This window comes from Pelomonas sp. Root1237, assembly GCF_001425055.1.
GTDB lineage: Bacteria > Pseudomonadota > Gammaproteobacteria > Burkholderiales > Burkholderiaceae_C > Pelomonas.
The window spans coordinates 112,763-127,829 of record NZ_LMDK01000001.1; the positions used below are offsets into that span (position 1 = coordinate 112,763).

A 15,067-nucleotide genomic window follows, 5' to 3' on the forward strand; every position below is an offset into this window, starting at 1 on the left:
TGGTGACATTCATCGGCATAGTGCCCCCGCTGATCGCAAGCCGCGAAGAGCACCAAATCCAAACAACTTTCGGGAGGGAAATCATCATGAGGATCCACACACTGCTGATCATTGCCGCTGCTGCATCCTTGGGCGGCTGTGCCATCCATCAGACCGTGCAGCCGGTCGAGCGGCTGGAGGCCAAGCAGATCTGCATCGTCCATAACGGCGACGTCAGGGAAGGGGTTTTCGAGAGCTACAGGAAGGCGCTCGAGGCCAAGGGCTATGCGGTCCGCAAGCTGCCGGCTGGCGCCTCGCTGATCGAATGCCCGATCACGTCGACCTACACGGCCAACTGGCGCTGGGACCTTGCCCTGTACATGGCCTACGCGGAGATCAAGGTCTACAACAACGGTAAGCCGGTCGGTGAAGCCAAGTACGACTCGACGCGCGGCGGTGGCAACATGGGCAAGTTCATCGACGCCGACAAGAAGATTACCGAACTGGTCAATCAACTGTTCCCGGGTGGCGCCGGCGCCTGAGCAGGCGGCCGGACTCATAGCGCAGAAGGGAGCCTGCGGGCTCCCTTTGTCGTTCTGGCATGTCAGGTTTGTCGATCATGGTCGACTCATGCCCCATGAAGCTGACTGCCCTGCTCCTCGCCATGGCCACGCCTCTCGCCGGCGCCCAAAGCTGTCCTGCTACAACCGTGCAAAGCGGCGCGACGGTGCCGCGCATCGTCGAGCTCTACACATCCGAAGGCTGCTCCTCCTGCCCGCCGGCGGACCGCTGGCTGAGCGGCCTCAAGGGCCAGCCCGGCGTCATCGCGGCAGCCTTTCATGTTGACTACTGGAACGGCCTGGGCTGGCCGGATCGGTTTTCCAGCCCGGCCTTCACCGAGCGCCAGAAACAAGGCGTGGGCGTTAATGGCTCACGCTATGCGTACACACCGCAAATCGTCATCAATGGGCGGGATTGGCGCAGCGCTTCATTGCCCGCGGCGAGTGCCGAGCCGGCTCGTGTACGGTTGGGCTGGAGCCGCAGCGCGAGCGGCGAACTGAAGCTCAGTGCGGAGGCCTTGCCTGGCGCGCCCGCGCACGTCCAGCTCTGGTGGGCTCGCGTCGAGGACGGCCACCAAAGCCGCGTGCGCGCTGGCGAGAACCGTGGCGAGACGCTCAACCACGACAGTGTCGTGCGGGAATACGGGAAGCTGCCGCTCTGGGAGGGACGGGGCCCGGCGCAGTGGGCCGTGCCGGTGAAGGCCGCCGAACCTGGCCACGCCAGCCGCTGGCTCGCGGTAGCCGTGGATGTGCGCGATGGCCACACCTTGCAGGCCGTCGAGATCGGTTGCTGAAAACGGGGAGTCCTCCGACACGAGGGAACCCCGCAGGCGATCAGACTTGGCCATCCCCGCTGAATCCCGCAAGGCCATGCGAATCCACCCTCTTGTCATGCTGGCTGCCGGCGTTGCCGCGCTGAGCGCTTGCGGCAGGTCGGTCGATAGCCCCGCGGCAGCACCGGTGCCAGCATCGGCTGCTTCGGCATCCAAGGCGTCCAGCCCCTGGGTCGGCCGATGGCACGGCCCCGAAGGCACCTATCTGGAGATCACCGGCGGGCCTGGAACCTACAGCGTCACGGTGCAGAACCTGGATGGTCCACGCAACTTCGACGCCAAGGCCGGCACCGACACGCTCGTATTCACGCGCGATGGCGTGCTCGAAACCATCCGCGCCGGCAGCGGCCCCGAGACGGGCATGAAATGGCTGGCCGACAAGCACGACTGTCTGATCGTGAAGAGCGGCGAAGGCTATTGCCGCGGCTGATCAGGCGATGCCGACGACCTTGTGCATCTGCACCGACAGCCGCCACTGCGGATGGGCCATGCAGTAGGCCACGGCCGCCTTGGTGTGCTCGCGCTGCAGCACCGAATCCATGGGCTGCAGGAAGAAGTTCTGGAAGTCCAGATTCGCAAACCGCTCCGGTTGGGCCAGCGGTTGCGGATAGACAAGCTTCAACTCGTGGCCCGAGGTCAGCACCAGCGGCGCATCGGCCTTGGGGCTGACGCAGATCCAGTCCAGCCCCGGCGGCGCGGGTTGCGTGCCATTGGTCTCGACAGCGACCTCGAAGCCGCGGGCGTGCAGGGCGTCGATCAGCGGCGTGTCCAACTGCAGCAGCGGCTCGCCGCCGGTACAGACGACGTAGGGACGACCACCGCCGGGCCATGCTTTGGCAATCGCATCGGCCAGCGCATTGGCGGTTGCGAACTTGCCGCCACCCTCGCCATCCGTGCCGACAAAGTCCGTGTCGCAAAACGTGCAGACCGCCGTCGCGCGATCCTGCTCGCGGCCGGTCCAGAGGTTGCAGCCGGCAAAGCGGCAGAACACGGCTGCGCGGCCGGCCTGGGCGCCTTCGCCCTGCAGCGTGAAGAACAGCTCTTTGACCGAATACGTCATACGGGGATCAATTCTTCGGAGTCAGCCCGGCTGACGATGGCACCCGAGCCGCGCGTCTCGTACAGGTCCACGCGGTCGATCTGCGGCAGTACCGCGCCGCCCTCGCGCAGCACCCAGGCTGCAATCGAGGCCACGTCACCGTCGGGCAGATTGGCAATCTCAAACAGCGGGTGATGGTCCAACCGTTTGAAGATGGGGTTGAACAGCGACTTCACGTCACCGAAGTCCACCGTCCAGCCCATCACCTGGTCCAGCGGCGCAGCCAGGTGCAGCCGCAGCGTGAAGGTGTGGCCATGGATGCCGGCCAGCGGATGGCCAACGGGCGCGTGCTTCATGCGAACGGCGCTGTCCAGCGTCATCTCCTTCCAGATGCGGTAGCTGTTGCCGTTGAAGTTGGCGCCGCTGGAGCCGGTCTCGTAGACGGTCACCCAGCTCAGCTCCGGCAGTTCGGGCTTCAGCCTGTCCCACAGCCAGGCCGAGATGTTCTCGCTGGTCGGGTTCTGCAGCCCCGCGATGTCGTTCAGGCAGCGGTAGTTCAGCGCGAAATGCAGCGGCGCCCAGACCTCGTCGAGGTGGTCGTAGTCGATGGACAGGTCGCGCTCGCCGAGGTCCGCATTGGCATGCAGGATGACCTCGAAGCCATGGCCATGCATGCGGCCGCACTGGTGGCCAGCCGGTACATTCGGCAGCTGGTGGGCGGCCTGGAAGCGGTAGCGCCGCCAGACATGCGCATGGCCGGCGCCGTCCAGGTCCACGCCGCTGTGTTGGGTGCTTTGCACGCCCACCTGCACGATGCCGGGCACGTCCAGCCGCTGGCGCACCCAGCGCGCGAGGTTCTCGTCGGTGGGCTCGGCCAGGTGGTCGTTCAGCAAGGCATGATCCAGCGGCGCCACGGTCTCAGTCATGCGCGCACGCAGCGCCTCGACCTCACCGCCCGGAAAAGCAGGCCAGCCCGCGGGCAGTGCCGTGCGGACGGTGGCGAAATAGCTGTGGCCATGCAGGCCATGGCTGCGATGGGAGGCGGGCAGGGCGGGAATGCGGCAGGCCGACTCGAAGCCGGCCGAGGCACAGTGCAACACGGAAACTGACATGCCGCGATTGTCGCGCCCACCCCCAAAACCCTGCTTGACTTGAAGTGGGCTTGAGCTTTTAGTCTCCATCGCCATGAATCTTGCTGACCCCATCGACGCGCCGGCCGTCGCGTCCGAAAAACTCTTCGCCCCTGGCCGCAGCGCCGCCTGCATCGGCGCCATCGCGCTGATCTCCATGCTGGCCTTCGAGTCCATCGCCGTCGCCACCGCGATGCCGGCCGTGGCTGAGGCCTTGCAGGGCCTGCCCTATTACGCCCTGGCCTTCGGCGCGACGCTGGCCACCTCGGTGCTGGGCATGACGGCGGCCGGCCAGCTCTGCGACAAGCGCGGCCCCTATCGCGCCGCGCTGGCAGGCCTCGCCGCCTTCCTGGTTGGCCTGCTGCTGGCGGGTTTTGCGCCATCCATGCCCGTGCTGGTGCTCGGCCGCGCGCTGCAGGGCCTGGGCAGCGGCGTGCTGGGCGTCACGCTGTATGTCGGCGTCGGCCAGGTCGTGCCGCAGCAACTCCACCCCAAGATGTTCGCCATGTTCGCGGGCGCCTGGGTCGTGCCCGGCCTGGTCGGGCCGGCGCTGGCGTCCTTCCTCGTGCAGTTCATCGGCTGGCGCTCCGTCTTCCTGGTCGTCGCGGCGGCCGTGCCCGTGGCGGCGTTGATGATCCTGCCGGCCCTCAAGCGGGTGGGCTCGGGCACCGGTGACGAGCTGCGCTGGGGCGCGATGCGCTGGGCCCTGCTGGCCAGTGTGGGCGCGCTGACGCTGCACAGCGCCAGCCAGCAGAGCGGCGCCAGCTCGGCCCTGCTGTTCGCGGCCGGCCTGGTGGCCGCCGGCATCGCCGCCCGGCTGCTGCTGCCCGCCGGCACGCTGAGGGCGGCGCGTGGCCTGCCGACGGTCATCCTGCTGCGCGGCCTCATCGCCGCGACCTTTGCCAGCGCCGAGGCCTTCCTGCCGTTGATGCTGACCCAGCACTTCGGCTGGAGCCTGACCCAGGCCGGCATTGCGTTGAGCGCCGGCGCGGTGACCTGGAGCATCGGCAGCGCCTTGCAGGCTCGCGTGCAGCGGCCCGAATCGAGGCGCCTGTTGCTGCCGGGCGGTTTCACATTGACGGCGCTGGCGCTGACCCTCGTCATCGCGCCGCTGCTGTTCGCCCTGCCCTCTGCGCTGGTCTTTGTGGGCTGGACGCTCGTCGGCCTGGGCATCGGCCTGTCCTTCCCCATCCTGTCGGTGCTGCTGCTCAAGCTGTCGCCGCCGGAGCAGCAAGGCAGCAACACCTCGTCGCTGCAACTCTGTGATGCGCTGACCAGCAGTGCCGCGCTGGCCCTGGCCGGCCTGCTGTTCGACCCCGTCACGCGCCGGGTCTTGCCGGTGCTGCTGCTGGCGCTGGGGCTCGTCACCGTCGCTGCCTTGATCAGCCCCCGAGCCCAACCCAACAACCACTGAAAACGCTTTCTGCTGGTGGCACACTGCGCCGTCTTCCGCGGGAGAGGTGCATGGGTTTCGTGACGACGCGCAGCTTGGCCAGGGACTACGACGTCATCGTCGTCGGCTCAGGCGCCGGTGGCGGCCAGACGGCCTACACGCTGGCGCTGGAGGGCGTGAAGGTGCTGATGCTGGAGGCCGGCCGCAACTACGACTTCCGCACCGAGACGCCGATGTTCCAGACCAACGCCGACGCGCCGCTGCGCGGTGCCGGCACGCCGGACAAGCCCTTCGGCTTCTACGACGCGACGGTGGACGGCGGCTGGCAGGTGCCCGGCGAGCCCTACACGCAAGCTTCCACTGACCCCCAGCAGCGCTTCGACTGGTGGCGCTCACGCATGTTGGGCGGCCGCACCAACCACTGGGGCCGCATCTCGCTGAGAAACGGCCCCTACGACTTCAAGCCCCACAGCCGTGATGGCCTGGGATTTGACTGGCCGATCGGATACGACGATCTGGCGCCCTACTACGACAAGGTCGAGATGCTGGTCGGCATCTATGGCAGCAACGAGGGCCTGGAGAACACACCCGACTCGCCCGAGGGCTGCCTGCTGCCCGCGCCGGCGATGCGCGTGGGCGAGCGCCTCATCAAGAAGCATGCGGCGACGCTGGGCGTGCCCGTCGTGCCCATCCACCGCGCGGTGCTGACGAAAAAGCTCGACGACGCCCGCATCCCCGCCCTGCTGCATCCCGGCAACCCGCGCGCTCAAGGTTTGGTCGCCCAGGCCATGCGCGACCGCGCCGCCTGCTTCTGGGCCACGCCCTGCGGGCGCGGCTGCAGCATCGGCGCCACCTACCAGAGCCCGGCGGTGCACCTGCCGCCGGCGGTGGCCAGCGGCAATCTGGACGTGCTCTGCGACGCCATGGTCTACGAGGTGACGACCGCCAGCGGCAAGGCCAGCGGCGTGCGCTTTGTCGACCGCAAGACCGGCAAGCACATCAAGGCCAAGGCCCGCGCCGTCGTGCTGGCGGCCAGCGCCTGCGAATCGGTGCGCATCCTGCTGAACAGCAAGCCGGGGGGCCTCGCCAACGCCAGCGGCAAGCTCGGCCGCTACATCATGGATACCGTTGGCAGCGACCTGTCGGGCCAGGTGCCAGGCCTGGAAGCCTTGCCGCCCCACAACGAGGACGGCGCCGGCGGCGGCCACGCCTATTCGCCCTGGTGGCTTTACCAGCAGCAGGGCCGCGACTGGCACAAGAAGCTGGGCTTTCCGCGCGGCTATCACATCGAGATCAGCACAGGCCGGCGCATGCCCACCTCAGGCACCGGCGCGGGCCTGGAGTGGCTGACCCAGGGCAGCTATGGCGCGCGCTTCAAGCAGGACGTGAGGCGGCTGTACGGCTCCTTCGTCCACTTCGCCGGCCGCGGCGAGATGATCCCCAACGAGCAGTCCTGGTGCGAAATTGACCCGACGGTGAAGGACCGTTTCGGCATCCCGGTGCTGCGCTTCCATTGGCAGTGGGCCGAGCACGAGACCCGCCAGGCTGCGCACATGCAAAAGACCTTTGCCGACATCATCACCGCCATGGGCGGCCGCGTGCAGGACGGCGGGCCGGAACTGGACGGGGCCAAGGCCATCGCGCCGGGCGGTTCCATCATCCACGAGGTCGGCGGCGCCATCATGGGCGCGGATGCGCGCAACTCGGTCACGAATGGCTGGGGTCAGACCTGGGACGTGCCCAACCTCTTTCTGTCCGACGGGGCGCCCTTCGCGTCCAACGCCGACAAGAACCCGACGCTGACCATCATGGCCCTGGCCTGGCGCCAGGCGGACCACATCGTCGAACGCATGCGCAAGAAGGAGCTCTGAGCATGGACCGCAGACAGACCCTGCAATGGATGCTGGCCGCCAGCGCCGCCATGGGCGTGGAGGTGTCGGCCGGCGCTACGCCCGCTGTGCGCAAAGGCAAGGGCTATGGCACGGATCCTCAGCTCACCACGACCTATCGCAGCGGCAAGCTGTGGCCGCTGACCTTCACGGCTGATCAGGCGCGTGCCGCGCAGGCGCTGTGTGGCCTCATCATCCCGGCCGACGAATACTCACCCAGCGCCGCGCAGCTCAAGGTCCACCTCTTCATCGACGAGTGGATCAGCGCGCCCTACCCAGATCAGCTCAAGGACAAGGACGTCATCGTCGCGGGCCTGGGTTGGCTGGACGCCGAGAGCCGCTTGCGCTTCGGCAAACGCTTCGCCGAACTCGATGTCACCGCGCAATCGCAGATCGCCGACGACATCTGCTGGGTGCAGAAGGCCAAGCCCGAGCGCGCCGCCGCGGCACGCTTCTTCAAGCGCTTCCGCGACCTGACGGCCGGGGGCTTCTACACGACGCCCGAGGGCAGCAAGGATCTCGGCTTCGTCGGCAATGTGCCCTCCGTCACCTTCGACGGCCCACCCCTCAAAGTCCTGCAGATCGTTGGAGTCGCTTGATCATGAAAGCCACCACCCTCGCCGCCAGCCTCGCCCTCGCCACCGCAGCAAACGCCGCCGACATGAACATCAACACGCTGAGTCCCGAAGAAACCGCCGCCGGCTGGAAGCTGCTGTTCGACGGCAAGACGCTGGAGAACTGGCGTGCGAGCGACGCGCCCGGGAGCTTCAGCGTCAAGGACGGTGCCCTCATCGTGCAAGGGCCGCGCTCCCACCTCTTCTACGTCGGCCCCGTGCAGCAGCACGACTTCAGGAACTTCGAGTTCAAGGCCGACGTGATGACCTTTGCCAAGGCCAACTCCGGCGTCTATTTCCACACCAAGTGGCAGGACGTCGGCTGGCCCAGCCTGGGCTACGAGGTGCAGGTCAACAACTCCCACAGCGACCCCAGCCGAACCGGCGGCCTGTGGGGCGTGCAGGACTTCCCCAAGGTCATCGCCCCCGACGGCCAATGGTTCACGCTGACCATCCGCGTCGAGGGCAAGCACGTCACCACGTTCGTCGGTGCCGAGAAGACAGCCGACTACACCGAAGAGTCGCCCATCGTGCGCAAGAAGGGCTTGGAGCAGCGCTACCTCGCCAGCGGCACCTTCGCGCTGCAGGGCCACGACCCCGAGAGCACGGTGCACTTCAGAAATATCAAGGTGAAGGTGCTGCCCTGAAGACCGGCGACCTTCAGCCGCACCTTGCCAGCCGCCGCCGGGCCCAGGGCAGCACGGCCAGGCCGGCCAGCATCAGGCCGTAGGTGGACGGCTCCGGCACGGCCGCGGTCATGAAATGGCCCGAGGCCGACGTGGCCGTGACGCCCGTGGGCAGGTCCCAGTTGAAGCGGGCGGTGTGCGAGAAGTCTGCCACCGCGCCGCCTTCGGCGAACACGGACAGCGAGCCATAGATGTAGACCACCAGCGATTGGCCATGCGCCGGCACCAGGAAGGTGCTGCTGATCTCGCGTGAACTGTTCTTGGCGTCGAGCGTGATGGCGTTGCGCCAGCCCTCGGGATTGGTCCCGACATAGAAGCGACTGGTGGCCGAGGAGCCGCTCCACCATTTGCCGCGTTTGGTCTCGCCCTCGACCGACCAGCTCCAGCTGACCGGGTCGCCCGGGTCATGGCTCTCGTCGGCCTGCAGCGTGACCTTGTCGTAGAACCAGGCGTCGGCGCTGGTGCCCCAGTTGCACGACAGCATGTCGGGCCGGCAGCCCTTGATCAGCGTCGGGTTGTTGCTGGACCAGGCCAGGGCATGCAGGCTGCCCGTGTTCAGCGACGCCTCGGCGGAAGCCTGCACGTTCACGTTGGCAAAGCTGTTGCTGACGTGCGACTGGCCGGCACCGCCGGCGGTCTGGCCGCCCGCGCTGGCGTGAACACCGGAAGTGGCGAAAGGCTGACCGGCCGCCGCATTCGCGGTCAGCACGGCCGAAGCCAGCAAGAGGGGGGTCAAGAGCAGTTTCATGGTGGTGATGGCAGGGTTGTTGACGGCCGGAAGTGTGTTTTTCAGGCCCTCCCGGCGCATCGCCCGCGAAGAGCCACGTGAGAGCCATGGCACTGTCATAAATCCATGGCTCCCCATGGGTGATGCGCCGCTGGCGCCTGCGGCCGACGATGCCGGCCACCACATCCCTGCCGGAGTTCTTCCCCATGCCTTCACATCCCACCGCCCCGAGGCTGCTGCTCGCCCTCGCCGCCTTCAGCTTGCTGGCCGACACCACGCAAGCGCAAACCGCTCAGCAGCGCCGCCTCGTGCTCGACGTCGAACTGCTGCGCCAGGGCCCCGTGCAGGCCGGCGCGGACCGCGGCGAGCAGACGCTCAGCCAGCGCTGGCAGTTCAGCGCCCTGCTGCAGAGCGACGGCACGCCCATCCCCTACAACCCGCTGGACCCCGAAGATCACCGCCGCCAGGCCGAGGCCGCCCAGCGCGTGGCCGCGGCTGCCCCCGCCGCGCCCATGCCCGACTGGCGTGCCATGCAAGCCAAGGCGCAGGCGCTGCAGGCACGCTGCGGGCAGGACAGCGCCTGCCTGATGCGCGAGGCGTCGGCCTTGAGCGCGGGTGCGATGCCCGGCGTCAACCGCGGCAGCCAGGGCGTCATGCAGGGCTATGGCCAGGCGGTGGCCGCCTGCGAGCGCCAGCCCGCCGGCAAGGCCCGCGACGCCTGCCGCGCCGCCGGTGGCGGTGCCGATGCACCCGACGATAGCGGCCCGGCCACGCCTTACTTGCTGTTCACCGGACCGATGGCCTGCAACCTGCAGTTGAGCGCCAAGCTGGACGAGCGCGTGCAGGGCCGCTTCAACGATGTGCAGGGCGTTGTCCCCTTCACCGAGACGGCCCAGGGCAGCGAGACTCGCCGTGACGATGCGCCCTGCCCGACGCTGCAGGCCGTGCTGGACACCCGCAACGGCCGGGTCTGGACGGCGCTGGGCCTGGTGCCGCAGGATGTGCAGGGCGTGCAGACCCGCGAGGAGGCCAATCGCCGCAAGCAGCGCCACGAGGGCCGCATCGGCCTGCAATGGCGCGAGGCCCAGCCCTGGCTGCAGCAACGCCTCGTGCAGCTCAGTTCAGGGGGCCAGGATCAGGCGCGGCTGCCGGCTGGAACCGGTCAGGCGGAGATCAAGATGAAGTGGAGCTTCAGGCCGGCTTGAACGGAGGTCCCCTCTCTTGCGGGCCGAGCGCCGGGCCGCTCCCTAGCCGGCCCGCGTATGGCGATGTGCTTGCGGCTCCATGCCGCAAGCATCGCCGTCCCCTCGGGGGACCGGTCAGGCGCGCCCGCGTTCAGCAGGGCGCGACTGGACGAGGGGCTTCGTTTACGCGTTCGGCGGTGCGCGCAGGTCGCTGACGCGGCGGCCGCGCTTGCTGGCGGCGCTGCGCAGGTGCACCAGCGACTCCACGCGCTTGAGCAGTTCGCGGTCGTTCCAGGGCTTCTTGAAGATGCCGTAGACGCCCTCGATCTGGCCGACGCGGCCGTGCAGCTCGTCGTGGCCGGTGATGGCGATGACGGGCAGGTCTTCGGTGATCAGGCTGCCATGCACGTCGGCGATCAGCTCGAAACCGTCCTTGTTGGGCATCTCGAGGTCGGTGATCAACACGGCGATCTCGGGCTTCTCGTCCAGTTGTGCCATGGCCTCGTTGCCGTCGTTGACCTGGACGACCACGAAGCCCGCACCTTCCAGCAGGCGCTTGAGCTTGGTGCGCACGACGGCCGAGTCATCAGCGATCAGCACGGTGGGTGGCCCCTCCGGCACCACGGGCGCGGGGGCGGCCGGCGGCTGCATCGGCGTAGGCGCCGTGACGAAGGCGCTGGCCATCGACGGGCCAGCAGTGGCTGAGCCAGGCAGCGGCGGCAACACCACCGGCGCGTTGGCGCGCTGGTCCCCTTGCGGCGGGCGTGGCGGCGGCGTGTATTCGCGCGGCGGACGGTAGTCGTCACGCTTGAAGGCGGCGATGAGCACGATGATGGCCAGCGGTATCGCGATCAATACCGGCATCAGATAGGCGCCCAGCAACTCCTGCAGCTCGTGAAACATCGACTCCATCCCCGGGGTGTAACAGCGGGCAGCCTAACACCCGCCACACGGTCACACCACCGAGGAAAGCCGGTAAGAGTGCACCCCTCGCCCGGTTTTGCGCGCTGAACGCGGGCAAACCCAGTCGGTCCCCCGAGGGGACGGCGATGCTTGCGGCATTGAGCCGCAAGCACATCGCCTGCGGGCCGGCTTGGGAGCGGCCCGGCGCCGGTCCGCGTTCCGTACCTCAATCCCGGCTGGAGACGCAGCCCCGGCCGTTCACGAGGCAGCGGGCGTAGCCGGCGTCGTTCTTCAGCAGGAACATCGCCCGAGCCGCGAAGGCCGAGTCGGCAAAGTCGGCGAACACGCCGTCCACGCCCAGCTCGTAGAAGGCCAGGTATTCGTTGACCGGGCTGCCCTGGTAGTCGCTGGCCAGGCGCTTTTGCTCACTGCGGAAGGTGTAGGGGTGCACCACCAGGCCGAGCTTGTGCGCGTTGGCGACGATGTCGCTGGCGGGCAGCAGCTTGCGGTCGCGCTCGTCGACCAGGCCGTCGCCGTTGCTGTCGGCACAGCCACCGCCCGCGGCCACCGTCTTGCAGGCGCTGGACATCAGGTAGACCTTCCACGGGCCGATGCCATCGGCATAGGTCTTCACCTCGGCCAGGCCGGCTGGCGTCAGCAGGTCCTTGAACAGGCCGGCGCGGCCGGACACGACCCAGTCGTAGGGCTTGTCATAGGGCTTGTTGAAGGCCAGGCTGCCGTCGGCATTGACGTCGTCGGCATCCACCAGCTGCACCAGGCGCAGGCTGGACTTGCTGCGCAGGTATTTCAGGTTGGTCGTCTCGAAGGACTGCACGATGACCGGCGCGCTGCGATGGTTCCAGCCAGCTTTGGTCAGCACGCGCAGCAGGCGGTCTTCCAGGGCCAGGCCGAGGCTCTGGTGATAGGTCGGGTGCTTGGTTTCCGGGTAGATGCCGATGCGCCGCCCTTCCTCGGCCGACTTGCGCTTCACGAAGGCGATGACCTCCTCCAGCGTCGGGATCTCGAATTGGCCATTGAAGGATGGGTCGCGGTCGGCCAGCGGCTGGATGGCGCGCAGCGTCTTGATCTCGGCCAGCGTGAAGTCGCTGGCGAAGAAGCCCGTCTCGGTCGCGCCATCGATGACGGCGGTGCGCTTGCGCGAGGCGAACTGCGGCAGCGAGGCGACGTTGGTCGTCGCGATCAGGTTGGGCTCGTGGCGGACGATCAGGTGGCCGTCCTTGGTCGCGACAAGATCAGGCTCGACATAGTCGGCACCCATGGCGATGCCCAACGCGTAGTTCTCCAGCGTGTGGTCGGGCAGGTAGCCGGTGGCGCCGCCACGGTGGCCGATGACCAGCGGCGCGTTCTCGGCGCGGCCGCGGTCGTGAGCGGTGGCATTCAGCGAGGCGAAGGCGAGCAGGCACAGGCCGGCCCAGCGAAGGGGTTTGAACATCGGATGGCTCCTGGGTGACCGAGCGCCGCAGGGTAGGCGGCGGCGGTGACGAGGCCGTGAACCTGGAACCCCCTAGCTCCGCTGCAACTGCATCAAAACGTCAAGACGAAGCAGGCGCCGCCACCCGGCCGTTTGGCGTGGCGCACCGAGCCGCCCAGACCATGCACCAGCTGGCGCACGACTGCCAGGCCCACGCCGCTGCCGCCCTCGCGCGTCGTGAAGAAGGGTGTGAAGATGCGGCTCTCCAGCCCCGGCGCCACGCCCGGACCGTTGTCGGCCACCGTCAGCCGCAGCCGCGCGCCGCGGCTCAGGCGGGCTTCGATCAGCAGCTCGGGCTTGGAATAGCCGGCGCAAGCCTGCAGCGCGTTCTGCGCCAGGTTGATCAGCACCTGTTCCAGCTGCGCCGCGTCCGTGCGCAGGGCCAGGCTTTCGGGTTCGACCACGATCCTGACCGCGCCGCCGGCCACTTCCCAGGCCGGCGCCAACAGCCGCTGCACCGCCTGCAGCAAGGGCAGCAGCGGCGTGTCGGCCAGCGTTGGCGCGGGCGGCTGGCTGACGCTGCGATAGCGCTCGACAAAGGCCTGCAGATGCGCCGCCCGGCGCGCCAGCGTCGCCAGGGCCGCCTGCAGCTCCTCGTGCTCGCCGGCGTCCAGCAGGGCCGGCGCGCTGGTGGCGAGCGAGGCGATCGGCGTCAGCGAATTCATGATCTCGTGGGTCAGCACCTGCACCAGCTGGCGCCAGGCGGCCAGCGTCTCGGTCTCCAGCTCGGATTCGATGGGCGCCAGTGCCGCCAGCCGCCAGGCTTGGCCCTGCACCGTCAGCGCCGAGACGGCCAGCACGGCGCGCTCCTGGCCATGCTCGGTGGGCAGGGTGACGACGCGCCGGCCGGGGCCGGTGTCCAGCAGAGCAAGCAGTGCCGCAGGTTCGGCGGCTCGGCCCGGGGCGATGAGCCGGCGCGCGGCGGCGTTCAGCGCGAGAGGCGGTGTACCGGCCATGAGGCGCCACAGCGCGAGCGGGGCGTGTTCGAGTGCGGCATCCAGGTCCGGGCGCGGTGCGGGCGGTGGGTCGGGTGGGAGCGGCGTCGGCCGGTAGGCAAGGCGACTCAGTGCAGTCCACCCAATGGCAGCAGCGAGGCAGCCGGTCAGCGCGCAGGCGACGAGCAGGCGCGGGGCGTCCATTGAAGCGGCGGCGCCCGCCGCGCTTGCTGCCAGCCCCATCGCAGCCACCACGACACGGGTTCGTTCAAAGCCCATGCTTCTCAAGCCGTCGATACAAGGCCGCGCGGCTGACGCCCAACAGCTTGGCCGCCTGGCTGATATTGCCGTCGGCCTGTGCCAGCGCCGCCTGCACGGCCTCGCGCTCGCGCTGGGCCAGGTCCAACCCCTGCTCGGCAGGCGCAAGCGGCGCGGCGTTGAGGCCGAAGTCGTCCCACGCGAGCACCTGCCCGCGTGCCAGCAGCGTCGCGCGCTCGCAGGCCTGGCGCAGCTCGCGCACATTGCCAGGCCAGCGGTAGGCACAGAGCCTGGCCAGGGCGTCCGGTGTCACCTCGACGGTGCGCTCCTTGGCGAACTGCGCGAGGTAGTGGCGCAGCAGCAGCGCGATGTCGCCGGCACCGCGCTCGCGCAGCGGCGGCACGCGCAGCACCACGGTGTTGAGGCGGTACAGCAGGTCGGGCCGGAAGCGCCGCGCGTCGAACAGCTCGGCCTCGGCCACATTGGTGGCGGCCAGCACACGCACATCGACCGGCACCGGCTTGTCGCTGCCCAGTGGCGTCACCTCGCGGCGCTCCAGCGCGGCCAGCAGCTTGGCCTGTTGGGCCAGTGGCAGGTTGCCGATCTCGTCGAGAAACAACGTGCCACCGGCCGCTGCGACGAAGCGCCCGGGCCGTGACTCGCGGGCGTCCGTGAAGCTGCCGCGGCGGTGGCCGAAGAGTTCACTCTCCACCAGTACCTCGGGCAGCGAGCCCATGTCCACGGCCAGTAGCGGCCCGGCCGCACGCGGCGAGGCGCTATGCAGTGCGCGCGCCACCAGCTCCTTGCCGACGCCGTTCTCGCCCAGGATGAGCACGCTGGCTTCGCTGGCGCCGACTTGCGCGATCTGCGAGCGCAGGGATTGCATCGCCGTCGACTCACCCAGCAGCTCGCCCGCGGCAGGCGCGGGAGCACGTCGGGCCAGCGCCGCCTGCACGCAGGCCACCAGCCTGTCGTTCGCCCAGGGCTTGGTGATGAAGTCCACCGCGCCGCTCTTGAGCGCCTGCACGGCCAGTTCCACCTCGGCATAGGCGGTCATGACGACCACCGCCGGCGCGTTGCGGCGCGCCACCACCTCACGCAGCAGCGCCAGGCCGGCCACGCCATCGCTGGCGCCGGGTGTGAAGTTCATGTCCAGCAGCAGCACGTCGGGCGCCATCTCGTCCAGTGCGGCGGCCAGCTCGCGCGGGTCGTTGCGCACGGCCACCGCGCTCAGCCTGCGCAGCGCAAGCCGCGCGGCCAGGGCCACGTCGGGGTCGTCGTCGAGGATGAGGATGCCGGGCATGAGAGGGCGCGACTCTAAGCGGGGCCGGGGCTGCGGGGAAGGTGGTGTTCGGAAGCGGACAGTCGAGCTGTCCGCTTGCGGACGGTCGCCATGCCTTCAGGCCGCGTTGGCCTGGGAGAACGCTCCTGGCCCGCCTCTTGCA

15 protein-coding genes are annotated in these 15,067 nt (G+C 68.8%); 8 read left to right on the top strand and 7 right to left on the bottom strand.

What is annotated here, in order from left to right; translation table 11 throughout:
* Positions 1-86: 86 nt before the first annotated feature.
* From ASC91_RS00525 to ASC91_RS00535, 3 genes are all read left to right on the top strand, one after another.
* Complete coding sequence (locus ASC91_RS00525; protein ID WP_056191031.1) at positions 87-521, top strand: Sbal_3080 family lipoprotein; 435 nt, start codon at positions 87-89, stop codon at positions 519-521.
* 95 nt (positions 522-616) lie between these two features.
* Positions 617-1,333: a thioredoxin family protein gene (locus ASC91_RS00530; protein WP_056191033.1), complete on the top strand. Its 717-nt coding sequence runs from the start codon at positions 617-619 to the stop codon at positions 1,331-1,333.
* Positions 1,334-1,409: 76 nt separating this feature from the next.
* On the top strand, positions 1,410-1,802 hold the full coding sequence (locus ASC91_RS00535) for a hypothetical protein (RefSeq protein WP_157280973.1): 393 nt from the start codon (positions 1,410-1,412) through the stop codon (positions 1,800-1,802).
* Here the strand turns inward: ASC91_RS00535 and queE are convergent, their stop codons facing one another.
* Together queE and ASC91_RS00545 are read right to left on the bottom strand one after the other, a co-directional pair.
* On the bottom strand, positions 1,803-2,432 hold the full coding sequence (queE, locus tag ASC91_RS00540) for a 7-carboxy-7-deazaguanine synthase (RefSeq protein WP_056191035.1): 630 nt from the start codon (positions 2,430-2,432) through the stop codon (positions 1,803-1,805). It abuts the gene before it with no gap.
* On the bottom strand, positions 2,429-3,523 hold the full coding sequence (locus tag ASC91_RS00545) for a 6-carboxytetrahydropterin synthase (RefSeq protein ID WP_056191037.1): 1,095 nt from the start codon (positions 3,521-3,523) through the stop codon (positions 2,429-2,431). Before ASC91_RS00545 ends, queE begins: the two co-directional genes overlap by 4 nt.
* A gap of 73 nt (positions 3,524-3,596) precedes the next feature.
* Here ASC91_RS00545 and ASC91_RS00550 point away from each other — a divergent pair, with 73 nt between their 5' ends.
* Genes ASC91_RS00550 through ASC91_RS00565 form a run of 4 tightly spaced genes read left to right on the top strand, consistent with a single transcriptional unit; the run spans position 3,597 to position 8,084 of the window.
* Entirely contained in the window at positions 3,597-4,955 is a 1,359-nt protein-coding gene (locus ASC91_RS00550; RefSeq protein WP_056191038.1) for an MFS transporter, read from the top strand.
* A 50-nt stretch (positions 4,956-5,005) separates the two neighbouring features.
* Positions 5,006-6,805 (top strand): GMC family oxidoreductase, encoded by a 1,800-nt coding sequence (locus tag ASC91_RS00555; protein ID WP_056191042.1) that lies wholly within the window; start codon positions 5,006-5,008, stop codon positions 6,803-6,805.
* A gap of 2 nt (positions 6,806-6,807) precedes the next feature.
* The gene (locus ASC91_RS00560) at positions 6,808-7,422 is read left to right on the top strand and encodes a gluconate 2-dehydrogenase subunit 3 family protein (protein ID WP_056191044.1); all 615 of its coding nucleotides are present in this window, start codon (positions 6,808-6,810) and stop codon (positions 7,420-7,422) included.
* A gap of 2 nt (positions 7,423-7,424) precedes the next feature.
* Positions 7,425-8,084: a DUF1080 domain-containing protein gene (locus ASC91_RS00565; protein WP_056191046.1), complete on the top strand. Its 660-nt coding sequence runs from the start codon at positions 7,425-7,427 to the stop codon at positions 8,082-8,084.
* Between the two features lie 13 nt (positions 8,085-8,097).
* Here the strand turns inward: ASC91_RS00565 and ASC91_RS29910 are convergent, their stop codons facing one another.
* Complete coding sequence (locus ASC91_RS29910) at positions 8,098-8,871, bottom strand: PEP-CTERM sorting domain-containing protein (RefSeq protein WP_200955196.1); 774 nt, start codon at positions 8,869-8,871, stop codon at positions 8,098-8,100.
* A gap of 185 nt (positions 8,872-9,056) precedes the next feature.
* Between ASC91_RS29910 and ASC91_RS00575 the strand changes: the two genes are divergently transcribed.
* The gene (locus ASC91_RS00575) at positions 9,057-10,055 is read left to right on the top strand and encodes a hypothetical protein (protein ID WP_082532309.1); all 999 of its coding nucleotides are present in this window, start codon (positions 9,057-9,059) and stop codon (positions 10,053-10,055) included.
* Between the two features lie 162 nt (positions 10,056-10,217).
* On the opposite strand, the gene ASC91_RS00580 is transcribed toward ASC91_RS00575, so the two are convergent.
* The 4 genes from ASC91_RS00580 to ASC91_RS00595 form a co-directional block, all read right to left on the bottom strand.
* A complete protein-coding gene (locus ASC91_RS00580; protein ID WP_056191052.1) occupies positions 10,218-10,937 on the bottom strand; it encodes a two-component system response regulator in 720 nt (239 codons plus the stop codon).
* A gap of 226 nt (positions 10,938-11,163) precedes the next feature.
* Positions 11,164-12,390 carry a glycerophosphodiester phosphodiesterase gene (locus ASC91_RS00585; RefSeq protein ID WP_056191054.1) on the bottom strand — a complete coding sequence of 409 codons (1,227 nt, stop codon included), beginning with the start codon at positions 12,388-12,390 and terminating at the stop codon, positions 11,164-11,166.
* A 92-nt stretch (positions 12,391-12,482) separates the two neighbouring features.
* On the bottom strand, positions 12,483-13,643 hold the full coding sequence (locus ASC91_RS00590; protein WP_082532311.1) for a PAS domain-containing sensor histidine kinase: 1,161 nt from the start codon (positions 13,641-13,643) through the stop codon (positions 12,483-12,485).
* Entirely contained in the window at positions 13,633-14,925 is a 1,293-nt protein-coding gene (locus tag ASC91_RS00595; protein WP_056191058.1) for a sigma-54 dependent transcriptional regulator, read from the bottom strand. The genes ASC91_RS00590 and ASC91_RS00595 overlap by 11 nt, the downstream gene beginning before the upstream one ends.
* Positions 14,926-15,067: the final 142 nt, after the last annotated feature.